Here is a 19658-nt window from a genome sequence, read left to right on the forward strand (position 1 = left end):
CTTCCAAATGCTTCGCCCCTACTGACAACTGACTCCTATTCCCCAAGAGAACGACAAATGGCAAATACAGAAGTATAACCATGGAGGAAAGTTCTGCCGCTGACTGGACCGATTTCACCACCGCAGAAAAAGCCACCCATTGGTAAATCATGGAGGTATCGGCTAAATAATTGAGAATCAAAATTAGGTTTGCCATAAAGTCCTGTTCCTCGTCCTAAACAGGTGAACATTAAAGCACCTACGGGAGAGGGTTCGCTGGCATTTTGACTTTGATATTCTTGCAGTAAAATTTCTAAATCTTGGGCTGATGCTTCGGCATCCCTCAGATGAAATTGTAACCTTTGTCCGGCACGAATGCGATCGCCAATTGCGATCGCCCCAGCATTAGGATCTACTCCTAAAATATTGCGAATTAAAAAATCCCCTGAATGTAAATTTAGCCGAAATTCATCCATTGCTAAACCTACAAATAAAGAATGTTGTGCTAAAGTTCGATCTTCTTCACTTAAACTACTAATTAAATTTCGCAATACCACCAATGGGACTTTTTCATCTAACTCAACAATAATATTCCGTTCCGCTTTGGTGACTTGCAACGGTTCACCAATGGGACGACATCCTTGGGCTACAATGGTATCTAAGACGATATTGCCACTTAAAGCGATGCCTACCGTACCTTCCCGATACAATTTATCATTACAAAATAAGCCGACACGACCATTCATAAAGCCGCTGCTGGCCTGTCCTCCCACCACCACCGAACCTGGATAGGCAAAATCTAACCCCTGCAACAAATCATTCGTTCCTGAAGCAAAGGGACTAGACAAGAGAATAAATTGGGGGACTACGGAAGGTGGCACACCTAGCAAATCAATCCAAGCCATGGGGGAACTATCGGAATCTGGCAATTCTTCGGCGACAATATGAAAAGGTCGGATTTCGACACCGGGAAGATGGGCTAAAGTCAGACTCAGGGCGGGTTCTGCTTCTATTTCTTCGGTTTCTCCTGCCTGTTTCCTGCCAATTACACCCCCAGCACTACAACCAATTAATACAGGTACAGAAAGCTTTTCCGCCAATAAAGGCAACAGCCGGGAATACTCACTCATAAAGGCAGAAGAAATGAATACCAGCCCTAAATGTGCTGGTGCTGTTAAAGATGCCACTGCTTGTTCTACGACATCGTTAATAGCCGCTTCTAAGGAAGGACGAGTTGATAGGGCATTTGTCCACTGCATTTGATCTGCCATGAGTTTTCGGCTGGTTTCTGTTTTGGGGTTAGTTGATTATTTTAACTAACTTTGTCGCTTGCTGAATAGAGTCAGATCCCCGACTTCTCTAAGAAGTCGGGGATCTCGTTGTTCAGTATAGGAAGTGGTATATTTATGATTTAACATCAAAAATTGAGGATATAAACACTTATTCAAACACAGGTGGCCATAATTCAGAAATAGCAATTTCCCAACCAGGAAATAATTCAGTTACAGTTAATTTATCATCTTCTGTTAATAATGTAATTTTACCATTAGGACGATAAACAGTAACAGTTAATTCATCAGGATTGATTAAAATTCCTACTTTTGCGCCTAATTCTAAAAATAATTTAAGTTTATCTTCTAATTTAGCAACTCTATCAGTTTTTGATTTAATTTCTACTACTAAATCAGGAACTAAATTACCGAAGTCTCTCACTGTCCGTTTTAATCTTTGGGCGGACACAAAGGAAACATCGGGAGCGCGTAAATCAGTATTTGGCATAATAAACCCACCACTGGAGTCAAATATTCGCCCTAGTTTGCGAGGATTAGTCCATAATTTTAGCAAATATATGAACTCAGCACCAATTTCACTAGATTCTATATCAGATGGACCCATAATTAAGATATTTCCTTCTTGTAGTTCTATTTGATAGTCGTTATCATCATCTTTTAATATTTGTTCTATTTTTTCTAAATTGTCAATTGTGAGAGTCATATAATTTGCATCTCCAGTGATATTTGTGATGATTTGATATTATAGCATATTTATTCAGATCATTCAGATCCCCGACTTCTTTAAGAAGTCGGGGATCTAAACACTTTATATTTTTATGTCTGCATATTCTTGTTCTGTTAATGGAAATTCAGGATCTATTATTTTTACTTCTTTATAGGTTAATTCGTAAAGTTTATAAACCATGTTGTCTATTTGTTGTTCTAATGCAGTGGTGTCTTTGCCTTGAGATTTGAGAGTAAGAATATTATGCACAATGTCTTCTACATTTTTTGATTTTTTCTTTAAGATAATCGGAAGCCTTAGATTATTTATTTCATAACAATTTACATTACTATTTGTGCTAGTTTTTCTAAAAATCCAATTTGTTAACTTAGAATTAAAAACACCTAACATTGCAATTATTGATATTGTCTGATTATCTTCTTTGGATATGATATAGTTGCATGAATTAGCACAATAGATATCCTTATTAATAAGAGTGCTAATAATTCTAATTTTATCATTTGCTCCTGAAATACCTTGAAATGCAATTCTTTGCAATCTATGATGATAGGTTTTTTTACTATTTGGATAATCTTTGATAAAACTTGCTTTATCCACAAATTCAATAATGCCTTGACTTGGTTTATTAGTTATGAAATATCTTTGAATTTGAGCACCTTTAACAATAAGAGGATTTTGAATATTATTAGTCATATATGATTTATGAAAAGTCATATTAAGCTCACCTTCAATACATTCAAATAACTCAGAGTAACAAAAATTTGAAGTAGATTTATAATATTTAAGAAAAATATTTTTATCTTCTTTTTTTAAATTTGGAATAACAGCATTAATAGGATCAAAATCATAAATTTCCTTTTTATTAAATTCTACATAGTAGTAGTTTTTTAGAGTTCTATTAGCGTGTACTTTAAGTATAAATGAATAATCTTCTAATAATCTTTTTTTAGACATTAAAATACAAACACTCATTTTAACACTCTCAAATAACCTCTTTTTTGGATCATCTCTTTCAGGAAATGAGTCAATAAATAAAATGTGTTGATTTTTAAAATAATAATCTCTAACTCCTTTAGAAGAATTATCAGCTAGATAAGAATTTTGAAATATCTGACAATTTGTTCCATTGACTTTAAGCAGAAAATCTGTTTTTGCTAAAAATAATTCATAGGCATTTATTTTACCTCCCTTACATTTATGATAAATTTCAAATTTAAGTAACCCTTCAATTTCACTTTTCTTTTTTCCTTGATAAACGTCATAAGGTGGGTTTGCAATTACAATATCAAAACCCACATTTTCCACAAGTTGCTGATTCATCACTTCAGGAAAATCTAACTTCCAATCAAAAAAATTAAGAGACTTATCAGGATTATTTTTTAATTGTCTAAGTTCCTTAATATTTTGTTTCCAACCAACAGTTTGTAAATGAATTTCCGTTTGCTTAGTTAAAGTTTTACCCGTACCAGTGGGTTTAGTTTCCATACCTTTACTTTTAATCATCAACTCCAATTGACTTATCAGCAAATCAATTTTCAAATCACGGATATCAGCAGCTAATGTTTTCTTATCGCTATCTGGACTAAAAAACTCTTTTTGTTTAGCACTAATTTTCCTGAGAATTTCTTGAGGTTGGTAAACATCAACTAAAATACTTCCTTGTGTAACATCTTTCATTTCCCAATCAATATCAATAATATCATCACCAAACTTACTCACCAAACTATTACCCACCACAATTTTATAATCAAGATTAGGTAATGCTTTGGGTTTATCTTCATCTACTATTAAACTTAACCAAAAACGCAATCTAGCAATATCCACAGCACCGCGTTCAATATCCACCCCATAAATACTATTTTGGATAACATTTAACTTCACTTCCGAAGCATTAAAATTAGTCGTATTCCCGAATTCAAAAGTATGTAGAGTTTGTTTTGCGGTAAATATTTCATGTAACAAACCCATAGGAAAAGCACCCGAACCAATAGCAGGATCACAAATCTTTACTTTATCCAATGCAATATTCAAATGTCTGAACCATGATTTATAGGATTCCTTTGATTTGCTTGATTTTTCGAGAATATCTAGATTGATTTCTTTCTTTTTGATGAATTGTGTAATCAATTCCTTTTGAGTTTCTTCTATCAAGGTAATCCCTAAATCAGAAAAATCATAGTTTAGACAATAGGTATTTAGATATTCAATCAAACTTTCTTGACACATATAATGGACAATTTCTTTAGGGGTGTAATATGCACCCTTATCTTTATTATCTTCTAGTAAATTCTCAAAAATATGACCCAACATTTCCGGGTCAACAGCTATGGTATGATCAAGAGGATCATCCTCATAAATAGTGAAATTGTACTGATCAAAAAAGTTAAACAGATTTGCAAATAAACCAGCATCAAAAATTAAACTGCGATATTTTGGATTATCTTCCTCAAATAAACCACCATTCAAATAGGGTATTTTGCAAGATTGATTTTTAATAAATAAATCATCAGGACGTTTTGTATTTAAAGTATCAAAAAATAGCACGGATAAGAAATCTGGATAAAAAAGTTCTTTATGGGTAAAACTTGCAAACTGATTAGTTAAAAAATAATGATCTCCTGTTCCCCAATCTTCATTTTCTGGCACACCTAACCAGCCTTTTTTCTGGATAAAATATAAAAAGACAATCCTTCCTAATAATTTTTTACTAAAATCACGAATAGCTTTTTCATCACCATTAAAGACAGTTTTAGAAATACCAGGTTGGGAAACCATATATTTACAAAAACCATCATAATGCTTTTTATATTCATCAAAAAATGTTTTAGAAAGTTTCTCTACAGAAAACGCTTCTTTGACATCATCTAAACTAACTTTATTACCCTTATTAATAATCCGTTCAAACCGTTCTACCGCAGTTCTAATACTTTCACCCTCACCTAATATATAAGTATAACGTTTAGGTTCAGTTTTAATTTGAATAAATTCACCCTCTGCGTCATAACCCGTCAATTCAGAAACATAAGTAAACCGCCAATTTACACTTTCTGGATGATGATAAACAATAAAAGCAGCATCAATATTTTTCCAATATTTACGCAATAAATTTCTTAATCCTACCCGATTACGTTCTAAAATAATTCCATCTGCTAGAGTTACTTCATAAACTGCAATTTGTCTCTCAATACCATCTTCATCAAGTGATATATAGCCCAATTTTTGAGCATTAGCAGCAACATGATGATCAATAACTGTCAAGTTTTCAGGAGTTGATAATAATTGCACATTAGCAAATGCTTGTCCCAAAAATTGCTTCCATGTAGCTTGATTGTAACGTTGATTAAATAGGTCTTGAATTTGTTGTTTTTTCATAAATTTTCCTAAAATTATTCAAAAGATTCAGAAATGATTAATACTGGTTTCTCAACCTTTCTTTTGTCTCCTTTTTGGACATTGGATGAATCTACACTATATTTTTGGGCAATTTTATCAAGTTCTAAAATAGCAGTATCTAATTTTAACTTTTTCTTTTGCAACTTGTCAACATCAGCGGGTAAATTAGTGTATTTTCCTATATCAATTAGAGTGATAATTTTCTTAATATTTTCCCTTTGTTTTTCCGTGATTTTAGGATGATTAATAATTTGAGACAGGAACTTTTTAGCATTTTGGGCTACACTACCTAACGCTTCTGGATCTATTTGTGATTGTACCAACTTATGTTCAAGATTTTCAAAATGTTCAATAGCTTGATTCACATGATCATGATGATTAGTAATCAATTCACAATTTTTTTCATTTTCCTCAGCTTCAAATATTTTAAATGCTGCTAAAGGTGTAATTTCTTTGGGTTGGTTATTACTATCTATCCAATAAAATTCAAACTTTTTATCCGTCTTTAAAAATGCAATCGTACCATTTTCTAAATCAGGTTTTTTAATTGTGGTGGAACTTCTTCCAACTCTGGATTTTAACGGAATTTTTTTGATTTTATCAAACCAAGCTTGATGTTTTTTTCTAAAGTTGCGTAAAAAGTACAAAAATTTTAATCTTTCGTCTTGTTCTTCCTGATAATTTCCGCTAAAAAGTTTCACCTCATCTAAAATTTCATCAGTGGAAAATACTTGATTATCTTCTCCAAATGCAGTATGAAAAGCCTGAATTTTCATAAAAGCAGTTTTGTTTAACTGAATTTATGAATCCCCTTGTGCTGAGGGATAAAAAACATAGTTATAAATAGCAGATGCTTTTGTACCAATCCGATTAATCCGTCCAATTCTCTGCATTAATTTAGTTGAGTTCCAAGGTGTATCATAGTGAATAATCACATTAGAACGATGTAAATTTACACCTTCTGCTAAAACTTCTGTAGTAATAATAATGCTGTAATCATTCACTTGTTTATCTACCGCACAATTAGCATCAAAATTAGTGACAATGGTATCATACAGTTGTTTTCTATTTTCACTGGAAACTACTAATACATCTTTTCTAAATTTATCTTTTAAAGCCTGTGATAAATAATCAACAGTATCTTTTGATTCGGAGAATATAACTAATTTACCTTCTAAATTGGTTTGCTTATCAAAAAATAGGTTACTTAATTTATCAATAAAGACATCTAATTTTGGATCATTTTCTATAGCATTCCAATCTTTTACCAATTCTTGTAAAATTTGAGAATCTTTCTCTAAACTCTCAATAAAATCAGGTTTAAAATCTGTACTTTTAAAAGTTTGATTTTTAAGATTTTCTTCACTTAGTCTCTCAATTTCTTTTTCAATTTCTTCCTCACTCCAACCTTTATCTAATAACTTATTAATATTGGTATCAGGTGCTATAAATATTTTATCATTAGCAAACATAGTAATCATTCTATCTGTAGCTTGTTGAAAATTAGTTAATGATTTTTTAAAAGCATAAAAACTACTTTCTAATCTTTTCACTAATTGGGTTTTCATGATAAATGCTAAGGATTTAGAAACCGTTTCCGCATTTTCATAATACTTACTTTGAATTTCTGGATTTAAACCCGCTATAGCTTGATAACGACTATATGTAAGTTGTTCTTTACCAGTCAGACAAATCACAGTTTTATGAAATAACTCATTTAATTTTTCATCCATGAGATATTCCACTTTTTGCGGTGGTTCTACTTGAGGAAATATAATTCCTTGTGCTGCTAAATCTGATTTATATTCAATAATATTTTCTAAATCTGTTTTAGTTCTTCTAATAGTAATAGGTTCAATTACCTTGGTTCTAATTTCTCCATAAATCATTCTCAGTTTATTAACATCTAATTCTTCAAATCTTTTCAAACTTTTATACTGTTCCATTAAAGGATTGAAAAAAGCAGTTAAATTTGTAATTGGTAAAGTTGACTGTCTAGCGTCTTGAAACATTTGGATTTGATAAAAAATGTCATCTGGACGATTATTTAAAGGTGTCGCAGATACTAAAATTACTTTTTTCTGATTACCGGGAATCAAACCCTGATTTACTCTGGGACTTTTACAAATTAATTGTAAGTTTTGAAAAGCACCAGTTTTATGATTACGAAATTTATGAGCTTCATCAACTATCACTAAATCATATTCTTCTTTGTTCCAATAATCTTGATGTTGTGTTAATATCTTATCAAGACTACCATTAGTTATAAATTTGGTGTATTTGTCAATATTAAAATAGTTGAAAGTGTTTTTCCAGTTCTTTTCCACTGCTGGAGGATTGGGAACTTGATTTAAAAATGGTCTGATTCTAAAATAACCAGATGCTCTAAAATAGCCTACTAAAGCATCAAAATATTGAATATTAGGATTATATGTAAACACCCCCGCAAACTTCTTAATTAGGGTATTTTCTTCGCTATTAGTGAAAAATTTTGTTGACATATTTATGTTTAACTGTCCAAACTATGATTTTTAAGATTATTTTGATGAAGATGAGAAAAAACGTCTGAACTATGATTTGTAGGATTATTTTGATAAAGATGAGGGATTCATCATAAAAATCATCAAAATCACAAAAATCATAGTTTAGACATTAATTTAAAACTGCTCTAAATACTGTTCCTTTTTGTTCAATAAAGAGATAAATTCTTAATAAGCAGTTTTTGACATATTTCCTGTATATTTATTCCTAGAAATAAATACCTATTGTTGTACAGTAATAGTTAAAGAAAACAAATTCTCTAGTCTTTTTTTCCACAAATCACACAAGATTAACAAAAGATTAATATATGATTTACGATAACCGCACGGAAGTAAGAAAAGTTTTAATTATTACCCTACTGCTTAACGTATTTGTCATGGGTTTAAAAGTCCTTGTGGGTCATTGGACAGGTTCTTTAAGTTTGCTGGCTGATGCTTTACATAGTGTGACTGATAGTGCCAATAATGTCTTAGGCTTAGTTGCTATTAAGTTTTCTTCACCATTGCCAGATCGAGAGCATCCTTATGGGCATAATAAATTTGAAGCACTAGGCGCTTTGGGGATAGCTGCATTTTTAGGAATAGCTTGTTTTGAAATTGTCCAAGGTGCAGTAGAAAGAATTCTCAAAGGTGGCGAACCTGTAAAAGTATCACCTTCAGAATTGTGGTTATTACTGATTGTGTTAGGAATAAATATTTTTGTCGCCTTTTATGAACGGAATGTGGGAAAAAGAGTAGGTAGTTCCATTTTAATCGCTGATGCTACCCATACCATGAGTGATGTTTGGGTGACAATCTCCGTTATTGGTGGTTTAATTGGTGTGTGGCTGGGTTATCAGTGGTTAGATGTAGCACTAGCTTTCCCAGTAGCTTTACTGGTATTTTGGAGTGGTTGGTCAGTTCTAACCGAGAATTTGCCCTGGCTTGTGGATCAAATGGCCATAGCCCCGGAAACTATTCATACAATTGCAGTTTCTGTCCCCGGTGTAATTAACTGTCATGATATCGCTTCCCGCGGTGTCATTGGTCGTCAAGTGTTTATAGAAATGCACTTAATTGTTGATGCACCAGATGTAGAAACGGCTCACAATATCACAGAGGAAGTTGAAAAACAACTAGAACAACGTTTTCATCCCGTCAGGATTTTAATTCATGTTGAGCCACCTGCATATCAATCTGAGCGCATCACCTTTGAAGCCGAACAAACCTAATTTGGTAGCAAATAATTTTATTTTTCCAACCGCACCGCATACCACTGTAAATATTCTCCAGGCCCCACATCTAAATTACAACTTGTATCCAGCAAGTATTGTGCTTGTTCGCTAACAGACTCAAATTTTTGCACATCCAATGGTAAATCCGCGAATGCAATTTGTGATAAAGTTTTTTCCAGCTTGATTAATAATTCCGCCACTGTCAGAAATTGTTCTGGTTGATTTGTTTCCAAAACAACAAAATCGTCCTGCTGATACATTAATTGATTTGGCATTTTTAGTAATTAGTAATTTGGTAATTGGTAATTGGTAATTGGTAATTGGTAATTGGTAATTGGTAATTGGTGATAGTTTTACCACTGACAACTGACAACTGACAACTGACAACTGTACGGGCGAAGCATTTGGAGAACTATTTTTGGCAATGACCGATAATTTATCTTCCAAATGCTTCGCCCCTACTGACAACGAACAACTGACAACTGACTAAGATGGATATACTGGCATTGTAAAATGAAACCATGCACCACCGTGGGGAGATGAATCTACCCAAATTTGACCGTAATGGGCGCGGATAATACGTTGACATAAACAAAGACCAATTCCATATCCATCTGTACTTTGATCACGTTGGAGACGGAAAAGATTCTCAAAAATGCGATCGCGGTTTTCTTCGGGAATACCAGGGCCTGTATCACCAATCGTAAATTGCACTTTTTGGCTAGTGCGATGGAGTCCCGCTACAGTAATTATGCCACCAGCAGGTGTATATTTGATGGCGTTATCTAAAAGATTAACCAGGACTTGGCGAATTCGTTCAGGATCAGCATAAACAGAGGGTAAATCCTGGGGAATGTCTATTTCCACCGTTTGAGATTTAGCAATATAGCGATCGCTCAATTCCTCTAATACCTGTAAACAAATTTCCCCTAATTGTAACTTTTGTGGTACGATTGGCAATTCTGTATCGTCACCCCGCCCAGCTTGTAACAAATCAGCAATCATCCGATCAATGATCTTGGTTTGCGTCCGAGCCTGTTTTAATAAATGTATAGCCAAACCAGATTTCAGACGTTGAAATCCCCCTGTATCTGGATTGTAATTAGATTGAAGAGTTTCAATAGCGATCGCCGCAGCCGTCAGAGGATTACGGAGATCATGTGCTAGAATCGCAATTACTCGGTCTTTAAACAGTAGTTGTTCTTGCAGTCTCTCCTTTTCCTGCTTCAGACGAAAAATTTCATCCCCTAGTTGAATTGCCTCGGCCGAAGTAGCAACAGAATGAATGGTAGATTTAGGCGAAATCACCTGACTCTTTTCATCCAAACATTCCTGTTTATCTGCCTGTAATTTCAAAAGAGTGCCAACAGCGTGTTGCCAACGCGGCCACCAAATTTTTAATTGTGGAATAATATTAGTACCAGCAATAGTTTGTTGAGGTTCGGGATGAATCTTAACTAGAGCAGGGGTTGCTACTAACTTAAAATGTTCCGCTAAATAGGGTTGTTGTCCAACATCAATAATTTGTAGTTCAAAACTATACCCAGCCTCTAATTCTTTTAAATAAACCCGAATTTGCTGCACTTGTTGACGAGACTGAGGCCGTCCATCAACAAATAGCAATAATTGGAGAGGAGCTTCAGCATAAATAGGCTGATCCTGGGAAACTTGCATGACATCTTGTTTCAGCACTGGTAACAACCTGGGGACGCTTTACATAGGGTAAAATGGACTAACGTTGCTTAATGGCCGTTGTTTTTCTAATTTAATATCTATTTTAGATTCTTCCTACTCCAATTCGACCTAGGTTTTTGGGTGGAAACGGATTTTTTTCGGAATTTTGCTGCCATTTGCTCTTACTTTTACAGCTACTAGGCTTCTAGTCAGGAATTGTTGAACCTATCGTCACCTCCTTTAGCAATTATTTACAGAACCCAAAAAATAGCCCTAGTAGTTTGTCAAGATAAAAATGATGGACTGTAGTGTGAGCGTCTCGCTCACGCGGGGAAGATGCTCTAGTGTGAAAGCATTAAATCATCTCTAAGCCGTCCATCAATTCTTACAAACAGCCGCAGAGTTGCCTTATTCTCAGCTTACCACTTCAAACCATTGGCGAAAACTTTCTATCAATTCCTCAAAACCTATAGTCGCCGCTTTTGGCGTTGCAAAGCAATATTTTATTAACCACAAAAAGTATAAATTTAGACTATATTATCATTTACGTAACTGGCACATTGGTAGGGTGCGTCAGACTGCATAAATCCTGCAAATAAACAAATTATTGATATCTGACGCACCCTACAGTTGTATTGCATCCAACCGATAACCGCTATAGACGCTCTCGAAAATAAAGCCGATATAAATTACAAAGACATTGTACTTCATTTCCTTTAAATTCAATTAACCCCAAACTGCGTAATTTTAAAGCTTGAGTAGAATCTATTTGAATAGGAATATCACTATTAATTACTTGCTGCATTGCCACTTTTAACAAATTATTTTCTGCTAGTTCTGAAACATAGAAATTTAAAAACGTGCCATAAGGACTTTGATTAGTAGGAGCAATGTCCAGAAATTTTGATAAAGTGAAATCACCCTGAGCAATTTCACCAAGTGCAGTTGTTAATAAATAAGGATGACCATCAATCATTTCTTTTAATTGGTTTATTTCTGTATCTGAAAAACTTAAACTGTATTGTTTAACTAATTCCTTTATTTGTGTAGTGTTAAATTCCCCGATTTCCACAGACAGACCCACATTAAAAGGAGATTGATTAAGATTTATAGAAATATCAACTTCTTGAGAATGGGCAATTACTAACCGTAAATTTTGCCAAATTTCTTCAGTTCTCGCTCTTTCATGCCAAGCTCTTAATAAAGCAGAAAATTGTTGAGTAATTTCAGCATAAGGAAAGATTTCATCAATATTATCTAAACCTAATACTAAAGGGCTATCAATAACTGGTAAAATATATTTTTTTAAATAATTAGTGCAGTTATCTTGACTACCAAAACGACTACTCCAAGATTTCTCTATTTGGTCTTCTATTCCTAACTCTGAACTCAAAATTGCACAAAACCGCTGTAAAAAAGTTTTGAGGTCAGTCAGATTTTCCTGACTCCATAAATTAATAGAAACTGTCTTATATCCTTTTTGTTTAACATGATGGAAAATACGACTTATCAAATATGTCTTACCCATTTTGCGCGGAGATTTAATGCGGATTAATGCCCCTGGTTGTACAATATTTTGATAACAGTTATTTTCAATTTCTGGACGTTGGATATAAAAAGAAGAAATATTAGGTGATTGATTTTCTGGTTCTTCAGGAATATTTAACAACTGTTCTTTAATAAAGCGACTCACACCTTTATAAACTAAATTATCTGATGATTTTGGCTTAGTGATAGAAATATGATCATCATCTGTTGCGGTAGGTTGCACATCTTTAATGCCTGGATTAGCACTATCCGGATCTACAACTAAAACTATTTTAGTCGGTTTTGTTTCATAATAAACTTTTGTAGTAATTGCCATTGCATCAACATTTTGCCGATACCATTCATTCAGTTGACGCAATTGAGGAAGATGGGATTTTAGTTCATCAACACTAACAGTAGTTCGTGCCAGAGTACCAATATTATTAACTAAGTTAGCTAAATGAGAACCAGTGTGAGGAGTGGATAAAAAAACAATACCTTTAGTTTGTTTAATAACTGATTGTCTATTAAAAGTTTGAGCATTTCTTAGCATTTCTTTGACTAATAAACCACCCATACTGTGAGTAACAAATATAATTGGATATTTGCCAATATCATTAACTGCTAAATATTCTAATAAATTACTAGCACGATCAAAAAGTGGCATTGTTGCACCTTTCCATTCAAAGGGTGCAGCATTATAACCAAAAGACCAAATTCCTAAATCTGGTCTTTCTTGTGCAAGCCATGTTAACCAAAAGTTATCATCATTTGCTAATTCTTGAGGATGCCAAGTTGACCTTGCGTGACCACCTAAACCGTGAACAAAAATTATATCTCCCTTGCGTTGGAGGTTTTCACATCCTGAGATTTTGATTAAACCTGTGATTTCTGTGGGTTTCGGTTGTGGAGTTTTACCGAATAATTTACCAAGAAAGCTGAAAACCATACTAATAAAGACAATTAGTTTATCAGTAATGAATTATATCTTACTTTTGGTATAAAACAAACGAAACCCAAGATTTTATCTACCATCCTTGCTAAGAGGTTGTTTGAAAAGTATTATATGAAACCCATAATTTCCAAAAACCTAACCCCCCTTCCCCCCTTCCCTACAAGGGAATGGGGTTTTTAAAGCCTCTCCCCTGGTAGGGGAGAGGTTTGGAGAGAGGTCTGTTTCCACATTAAAAACTTTTAAAACATCCTCTAAGAGATACTTCGTAAGTTTACTCACATATTCCCCAAAAGTGATCGTTGACAACAATCACTCAGATTCCTCACCTCGATAAGATTGGCGACTGTGGCGAACATGAAGAATTGCGACAACATCTTCCATGACTACAAACAAAACTCGATATTTTCTTTTTTTTCCGATCCATATTTGCCGAACCTCACAACCAATAACTTTGGATTCTGGTGCTTTGCTACAGCGATTAGGAAAGTTTTGTAATGATGCGATAGTATCTTGAAATTCATAGTACCAATTATTTGCCATTTCAGGACTCAGATTATCGCACATCCAACGATAGGAAGTTTCTATTTCTTGAAAGGCTGTAGGTTGAATAATAACTTGATAATTCATGAGCGAGGAGGAATGTTAAATTTGTCTTTTAGGGTTGCCAATGCCTCCTCGACAGGAATTCCTTGACCTTGCTCAAACTCATCTAGTCCTTTACGAATACCTACTATTGCTTCAAGGTAATCAATTCGCTCTAAGAGTTCTTGATATATGCTTGAGGGATGTTTTGGATCTGTTTTCAGTGATTGCAAAAAACTAAATAAATCCTCTAGGATTTCATTGGGGGTGTTGTCAATTTCTTGTAAGAGCAATTCTTTGATAGTCATTATTGTTAATCGCCAAATTTACATTTCTATTAGCTATTCTAAATCATTCATGAGAAATTGAACAAGCTCTCCACATTCTCTAGAAACGATATCTTCGGTTAGATTCGCTTATGCAGCATTGATAAAATTTTGTGCTAGTTCAATGTTATTTTCTGCATAAAATTTGACGGCTTCTGAGTATTCTGTTAAAGCCGCAGGATGAAAGTTATATTTCATTTTTCTAAAATTTGTCTGACTTGAGTTAAAGCTAATTCTCCAGGAATTAACTCAACGGTATGATTATGAATTTCGTCACGGCGTTTTTTAGCTTCTATATTCCATAGATTTTGGGTGTTCTCATCAATATCAGATTCTAGACTTTCCATGAGTTTTTCCACTAAAAATACTCTGGTAGCATTGGGTAAAGATAAGGCTTCTTGAATTAATTCTTCGACTGATAGCATGATGATTTATTCCAGTAAAATGTAGCAGTCATCTAATACCACGACCAAAGCGCGACTTCATACTAGGATACCGTTGTCATATTAGCACGAAATTGTGCTATAATTTTACTAGCTACCTAATTCTTAACATTATTGCCTTATGAACCAACCCATTCCTACAATTAATACACGACTGCTTGACTCTCTTTCTCAAATTATCCTTGCACTTTCTCAAGAAGAATATCAAATCTTAGTAGAAAAAATTCAACACTCTCGACTAACTGAACACCAGAAAACACAAAATATTGAATCCTTAAAACACGATATAGCCGCAGGTATTCAACAACTCCAAAACGGTGAATACACAGAATACGATGAAAATAATTTATCTACTCTCATAACTTCAATTAAAGAACGAGGTCGGGAACGTTTACAAGGAGAAATATCTGAATGAATCACTTTCGGATTTCAAAACTAGCAGAGAAAGATTTAGAAGATATTTGGATTTATCTCGCTCAACAAAATGAAATATTAGCAGACCAAAAAATCGCACAAATTCTTGATAAATTTCCGATGTTAGCTCAATTTCCTAATATGGGAACGAAAAGAGACGAACTACAAACAGGAATTCGTAGTTTTCCTGTTAAGCCATATATTATATTCTATACTCAAGATTCTGCAAGTTTAGAAATTGTCAGAATTTTTCATCAATCTAGAGACATAAAAAATCAATTTTCAGAGCATGATATATAGGAATCGTACCTAACTCCATCATCTTTTCACTTTTGACTGAGACCTGACTTGGACGGTAAATACCTGCTATACAAATCTTAACAATGATCTGAAAGTCTCTGAAAGCCTTATCTGCTACAAGTAATCAACAAAAAATAAAAAAGTCACATAAAAGTCATTCAAGATATTTGAGCTATTCATAGATTCCCCACCACTATGCCACCACGGTATCGTACCATATAGCCTAAATGTATCTAAATCTTTCATTTCTAACCACCCTAATTCTTCATATTTTCTATAATGCGTCTTGTCTGTCCAACCTAATTTATCGGCAAAATTATGCCATGTTTCGCCAATTATAAATTCATCCCATTTCAATTCTTCCTCCTCGCAATCATAATCTAAAGAATTGCGTGTTTCCAGATATATTCTTCTTTGAACACTATAACCAAAATGCCCTTGAGAGTTCTTTACCCAGAGGTAATCTAATTGTTTTAAATCATTACAGTTAAAATTTTTAATATCGTTTAATTCTAAATAACCTTCTTTTTCTCTTTTAGCTAAAACAAGAATAAATTGCCAATTTTTCTGATCTGCTTCTTGCCATCTTTTCTCCTGCATTAAGTAATCTAGTTCGTTTAATAGATGTTTCTTTAATAATTCATAATAACCTGTATTTGAGTTATTTAATTCTTTTAGTTTAAAACAAAGATTAGCAACTATATCAACATTTACATTGTAGAGGATATTTAGGTCTAATTTAAACAAATCAATATCGAATCTTATATGGTATTTTAAAATCTCATATTTTTCTAATGCTATTTTATAGTAATCTGAGGATTTATTTTGATCTTCTTCTAGATTACCTTTAATATAATAAATATAAATTAAAGTAGCCAAATAGCTGGATTCATTGTGATTAAGTTTATTTTCTTTTGGTAATTTTTCAAAACTTTTATCAAAATCTTCTTTGAGTTTTTTGTATTTTTGTTCTTGACTTGAGAATTTATCTTGTGAATTATCTAATAAGTATTGATACCCTAAAACTATACAACCATTTAACACAGCACTTTTCATGTTTTGATTTTTAATTTTTTCTTGTAACACTAACCCAGCAACATTTAAAAATTGATTAGCTTCATTTACTTTATTATCTTGTTGAAGTTGAGAAGCAACTGCTGCTAACTCTCTGATTTTAGCAATTTCTTTCCTGACTATCTCTAACTGTCTATCTGCTTCTTGTTTAGCTTCAGCTTCAATTTTTATCGCTTTTTCTTCTTGTTCCTGGGTACGACTAGCTGCTAAAAATTCCTTATCTTCAAAACCTAAACTTTTATCCTTTACCCAAACTTCTGCTTCTGCTAAAGCTTCTCCTCGCAATAATCGAGATTTATCCTGTTTACCTGATAACAACCACTGTCGAAAATTCTCTGCATAAGGACGTAAACTAGCTAAAGTTTTTTCAATCCATAAACCATCAAAAATCGTCTGATAAATCTGATTATAAACTTTTAATTTACCATTCTTTTTAACAACGATTCCCGCTAACTGTAAATCACTTTGTTCAATACTATTATCAGTATCAATTCCTTGTGAATGCCAAATTTGTTGATATAAATCTAATAAATACGCTGCCTTATTTTCATCTCTTTTTAATATTCTATCTCGAATGGTTCTAAAATGTTCGGGTTCATCTTGAGCTTCCCAATTTTTAATTACTCTATTTTTAACTAAATTTTCCACAAAACTAGCTTCTTCTCCCGTCGGAATTTCATCTTTAGATTCACAAATAAAATTACAAATTTTCTGAGTTAAAAATGGCTGTCCTCCCGTCCAATCTAAAACCGCTTTGAGTACAGTTTCAGGATTTTTAGTTTGGTGAGAAAATCCGGTTATTAAAGGTAAAGCTTCTGTAAATTCAAAACCTGTTAATTCAATGCCTTTACCAATATTAAAAGGAGTCCGTTTTTTATCTTGAATTAATTCTGAAGGTGTAGCAACTCCCAACAATACAAAGTTAATACGGTTATATTCAGAATTGTCAACTCTTTGATTAAAAAAGGCACGAATTAAAGCAAAGAAATCATCAACAGGAAAATCTAAACTGAGAATACTATCAATTTCATCAATAAAAATTACTATTTGTGTAGAAACTAATTTTAATACTTTATCAATGAATTTACCAAAAACCTGCACGTTAGAAAGTCGTTTATTTTCTTCCCATAAAACATCTAAATCAAATTTATTCTCTAACTTTAAACTTTCAGAAATATGATTAATAATGCCATTATACCATTGTTCAGAATTTAGCCCTGATGTGCCAATAGCAGTTAAATCAATAGCCACACAAGCAATTTCTTCAAATTGTAATCTTTGCATGGTGCGAACCCGCAAACTTGATTTACCCATTTGTCGAGAGTTCAACACAAAACAAAACTCTCCCGCTTTCACGGCTTGATATAAATCCTCATCAGCTTTGCGTGTGACGTAGGTGGGTGCATTTGGAGGAAGACTACCACCAAATTGATATTGATAATTTTGGGAAGTCATATTTTTATTCTATATGAGTTAAAGGGCGGTTAGAAACCGCGTCTACACAGGCAAAACCCACCTCCGTGGGTTTAAAAAGTTGAATTTTCTGTTAGTCCACGCAGGTGGACTTTGTTTGTGTAGACGCGAATTCTATTCGCTTTTATAGAAAATCATTATAGGCAAAATCCGAACTTAACTCAATAGAATTTCCCCAGTAATCAAGCCCCAAAAATGCTAGTGTAGAAGGTGAAAATCAATTTGTGATTTCTTTGTGTTTTCCCGTAACTACCCCGCTGTATTCCTGAGTTTTGCTGTTCTACTATCCTTAACAGCCTGTGCTAACAGTCAATCTGCTAAAAACCTAGAACAATCATTAGCGGCTGACCCTCAGTTGCAAAATAATCCTGTTCCCTTTGGCAAACCTCAGAGTCAGCAAATAACACCAAACCCCAACACATCAACAATTAAATTACCGGCTGATTTTCCCGCAGATATACCCATTTATCCCAACGCCAAACTAGAGGAAGTTACACCAGCTAATTCGGAAAATAAAATATCAATTCGGTGGCAAAGTGGAGATCCTAGTAATATAATCACCAGCTTTTACCGCCAGCAATTTCAGGCTAAAAACTGGCAAATTGTCCAACAGCCTCAAGATGATGTAGATGGGACTTTTTCCGCCAAACGCAATGATCTACTCATCAATGTCACAATTAAACCACAAACAGTTACCAAAGCTGAACCCAATCAACCGCAAACTGCTACTAAATTAGTAATTGAATATTCATCTAATTCTAAGGACACATCAACTAACCCAGTTATACCATCAGATAATTCTGAATTTATCGGTCCAGTATTACCTAATAGCAATAATAGCAACGTAGTCACTCAGCCAACCCTACAGCCAACCACCCAACCGGAAACCTTAACAACTCAGGAATTCAGTGATATTCAGAAAGCACCACCCGAATGGCGATCTCATATTCAAGATTTAGCTACATTGGGTGTATTATCTATCGAACCGAAAACAACCGAATTTCTTCCTGATAAAATTATCACCCGTCGGGAATATGCCCGCTGGTTAGTTGCAGCTAATAATGCCATGTATGCGAATAATCCAGCCAAACAAATCCGGTTAGCATCCCCCAGCACCCAACCAGCTTTTAGAGACATCTTAACCAAAGATCCTGATTTTCCAGTCATTCAGGGATTAGCAGAAGCTGGTTTAATTCCCAGTGCTTTATCTGGAGATGCCACAGCCGTTTTATTTCGTCCTGATGCACCCTTGACGCGAGAACAATTAATTTTATGGAAAGTTCCTTTAGATACTCGCCAAGCCTTACCCGCAGCCAGTTTGGAAGCCGTTAAACAAACTTGGGGTTTTCAAGATGCAGGTAACATTGAACCGAAAGCATTAAAAGCAGTTTTAGCAGACTTCCAAAATGCTGAACAATCAAATATTCGCCGAGTTTTTGGTTATACAACCTTATTTCAACCCAAGAAACCTGTAACTCGTGCTGAAGCTAGTGCAGCTTTATGGTATTTCGGTACTCAAGGCGAAGGAATATCAGCAACGGAAGCTTTAAAGCTGAAAAGGTGAATTTTATTTTAGATGAAATAAACATTCGACAGGCCGAATAGCCTGTCATATTTACTTGCTAATTCTTGACTTTACTTTTCGGGTTTAGTCGTTGGTGTGGCTGTAGGTTTAACTGTAGGTTTAACCGTTGGTTTAGCCGTTGGTTTAGCCGTTGGTGTGGCTGTTGGTTTAACCGTTGGTT

16 protein-coding genes are annotated in these 19658 nt (G+C 34.0%); 4 read left to right on the forward strand and 12 right to left on the reverse strand.

The window, feature by feature from the left end; all coding sequences use genetic code 11:
* Positions 1–35 precede the first annotated feature (35 nt).
* The 5 genes from FJR08_RS14160 to FJR08_RS14180 form a co-directional block, all read right to left on the reverse strand.
* Positions 36–1250 (reverse strand): FIST N-terminal domain-containing protein, encoded by a 1215-nt coding sequence (locus tag FJR08_RS14160; RefSeq protein ID WP_168633591.1) that lies wholly within the window; start codon positions 1248–1250, stop codon positions 36–38.
* Positions 1251–1419: 169 nt separating this feature from the next.
* On the reverse strand, positions 1420–1974 hold the full coding sequence (locus tag FJR08_RS14165) for a Uma2 family endonuclease (protein ID WP_168633592.1): 555 nt from the start codon (positions 1972–1974) through the stop codon (positions 1420–1422).
* Between the two features lie 105 nt (positions 1975–2079).
* On the reverse strand, positions 2080–5370 hold the full coding sequence (locus FJR08_RS14170) for an Eco57I restriction-modification methylase domain-containing protein (protein WP_168633593.1): 3291 nt from the start codon (positions 5368–5370) through the stop codon (positions 2080–2082).
* A gap of 14 nt (positions 5371–5384) precedes the next feature.
* Positions 5385–6167 (reverse strand): hypothetical protein, encoded by a 783-nt coding sequence (locus FJR08_RS14175; RefSeq protein WP_168633594.1) that lies wholly within the window; start codon positions 6165–6167, stop codon positions 5385–5387.
* Between the two features lie 24 nt (positions 6168–6191).
* A complete protein-coding gene (locus tag FJR08_RS14180; protein WP_168633595.1) occupies positions 6192–7892 on the reverse strand; it encodes a helicase-related protein in 1701 nt (566 codons plus the stop codon).
* Positions 7893–8239: 347 nt separating this feature from the next.
* On the opposite strand from FJR08_RS14180, the gene FJR08_RS14185 reads away from it, so the two are divergent.
* Positions 8240–9142, forward strand: coding sequence for a cation diffusion facilitator family transporter (locus FJR08_RS14185; protein ID WP_148759793.1), 903 nt, complete (start codon positions 8240–8242; stop codon positions 9140–9142).
* Positions 9143–9159: 17 nt separating this feature from the next.
* On the opposite strand, the gene FJR08_RS14190 is transcribed toward FJR08_RS14185, so the two are convergent.
* The 6 genes from FJR08_RS14190 to FJR08_RS14220 form a co-directional block, all read right to left on the reverse strand.
* On the reverse strand, positions 9160–9420 hold the full coding sequence (locus FJR08_RS14190; RefSeq protein WP_015078241.1) for a chlororespiratory reduction protein 7: 261 nt from the start codon (positions 9418–9420) through the stop codon (positions 9160–9162).
* Positions 9421–9631: 211 nt separating this feature from the next.
* Positions 9632–10837 (reverse strand): histidine kinase, encoded by a 1206-nt coding sequence (locus FJR08_RS14195; protein ID WP_323294457.1) that lies wholly within the window; start codon positions 10835–10837, stop codon positions 9632–9634.
* Between the two features lie 637 nt (positions 10838–11474).
* A complete protein-coding gene (locus tag FJR08_RS14200; protein WP_168633596.1) occupies positions 11475–13295 on the reverse strand; it encodes an AAA-like domain-containing protein in 1821 nt (606 codons plus the stop codon).
* A 315-nt stretch (positions 13296–13610) separates the two neighbouring features.
* The gene (locus tag FJR08_RS14205) at positions 13611–13928 is read right to left on the reverse strand and encodes a type II toxin-antitoxin system RelE/ParE family toxin (RefSeq protein ID WP_015078245.1); all 318 of its coding nucleotides are present in this window, start codon (positions 13926–13928) and stop codon (positions 13611–13613) included.
* The gene (locus FJR08_RS14210; RefSeq protein WP_168633597.1) at positions 13925–14191 is read right to left on the reverse strand and encodes a prevent-host-death family protein; all 267 of its coding nucleotides are present in this window, start codon (positions 14189–14191) and stop codon (positions 13925–13927) included. The genes FJR08_RS14205 and FJR08_RS14210 overlap by 4 nt, the downstream gene beginning before the upstream one ends.
* A 212-nt stretch (positions 14192–14403) precedes the next feature.
* A complete protein-coding gene (locus FJR08_RS14220) occupies positions 14404–14634 on the reverse strand; it encodes an addiction module protein (RefSeq protein ID WP_168633598.1) in 231 nt (76 codons plus the stop codon).
* Positions 14635–14773: 139 nt separating this feature from the next.
* Between FJR08_RS14220 and FJR08_RS14225 the strand changes: the two genes are divergently transcribed.
* Both FJR08_RS14225 and FJR08_RS14230 read left to right on the forward strand, forming a co-directional pair.
* Complete coding sequence (locus FJR08_RS14225; protein ID WP_168633599.1) at positions 14774–15067, forward strand: hypothetical protein; 294 nt, start codon at positions 14774–14776, stop codon at positions 15065–15067.
* Positions 15064–15366, forward strand: coding sequence for a type II toxin-antitoxin system RelE/ParE family toxin (locus FJR08_RS14230; RefSeq protein ID WP_168633600.1), 303 nt, complete (start codon positions 15064–15066; stop codon positions 15364–15366). Before FJR08_RS14225 ends, FJR08_RS14230 begins: the two co-directional genes overlap by 4 nt.
* A 114-nt stretch (positions 15367–15480) precedes the next feature.
* On the opposite strand, the gene FJR08_RS14235 is transcribed toward FJR08_RS14230, so the two are convergent.
* Complete coding sequence (locus tag FJR08_RS14235) at positions 15481–17895, reverse strand: AAA-like domain-containing protein (protein ID WP_168633601.1); 2415 nt, start codon at positions 17893–17895, stop codon at positions 15481–15483.
* A gap of 253 nt (positions 17896–18148) precedes the next feature.
* Between FJR08_RS14235 and FJR08_RS14240 the strand changes: the two genes are divergently transcribed.
* On the forward strand, positions 18149–19477 hold the full coding sequence (locus FJR08_RS14240) for an S-layer homology domain-containing protein (RefSeq protein WP_168633602.1): 1329 nt from the start codon (positions 18149–18151) through the stop codon (positions 19475–19477).
* Positions 19478–19658: the final 181 nt, after the last annotated feature.

This window comes from Dolichospermum sp. UHCC 0260 (genome assembly GCF_009711985.1).
Taxonomy (GTDB): domain Bacteria; phylum Cyanobacteriota; class Cyanobacteriia; order Cyanobacteriales; family Nostocaceae; genus Dolichospermum; species Dolichospermum lemmermannii.

Excerpts from the sequence above, each read along its gene's own strand:
- FJR08_RS14160 (WP_168633591.1), bottom strand. The coding sequence starts at position 1,250 with ATGGCAGATCAAATGCAGTGGACAAATGCCCTATCAACTCGTCCTTCC.
- FJR08_RS14165 (WP_168633592.1), bottom strand. The coding sequence starts at position 1,974 with ATGACTCTCACAATTGACAATTTAGAAAAAATAGAACAAATATTAAAA.
- FJR08_RS14170 (WP_168633593.1), bottom strand. The coding sequence starts at position 5,370 with ATGAAAAAACAACAAATTCAAGACCTATTTAATCAACGTTACAATCAA.
- FJR08_RS14175 (WP_168633594.1), bottom strand. The coding sequence starts at position 6,167 with ATGAAAATTCAGGCTTTTCATACTGCATTTGGAGAAGATAATCAAGTA.
- FJR08_RS14180 (WP_168633595.1), bottom strand. The coding sequence starts at position 7,892 with ATGTCAACAAAATTTTTCACTAATAGCGAAGAAAATACCCTAATTAAG.
- FJR08_RS14185 (WP_148759793.1), top strand. The coding sequence starts at position 8,240 with ATGATTTACGATAACCGCACGGAAGTAAGAAAAGTTTTAATTATTACC.
- FJR08_RS14190 (WP_015078241.1), bottom strand. The coding sequence starts at position 9,420 with ATGCCAAATCAATTAATGTATCAGCAGGACGATTTTGTTGTTTTGGAA.
- FJR08_RS14200 (WP_168633596.1), bottom strand. The coding sequence starts at position 13,295 with ATGGTTTTCAGCTTTCTTGGTAAATTATTCGGTAAAACTCCACAACCG.
- FJR08_RS14205 (WP_015078245.1), bottom strand. The coding sequence starts at position 13,928 with ATGAATTATCAAGTTATTATTCAACCTACAGCCTTTCAAGAAATAGAA.
- FJR08_RS14210 (WP_168633597.1), bottom strand. The coding sequence starts at position 14,191 with ATGACTATCAAAGAATTGCTCTTACAAGAAATTGACAACACCCCCAAT.
- FJR08_RS14220 (WP_168633598.1), bottom strand. The coding sequence starts at position 14,634 with ATGCTATCAGTCGAAGAATTAATTCAAGAAGCCTTATCTTTACCCAAT.
- FJR08_RS14225 (WP_168633599.1), top strand. The coding sequence starts at position 14,774 with ATGAACCAACCCATTCCTACAATTAATACACGACTGCTTGACTCTCTT.
- FJR08_RS14230 (WP_168633600.1), top strand. The coding sequence starts at position 15,064 with ATGAATCACTTTCGGATTTCAAAACTAGCAGAGAAAGATTTAGAAGAT.
- FJR08_RS14235 (WP_168633601.1), bottom strand. The coding sequence starts at position 17,895 with ATGACTTCCCAAAATTATCAATATCAATTTGGTGGTAGTCTTCCTCCA.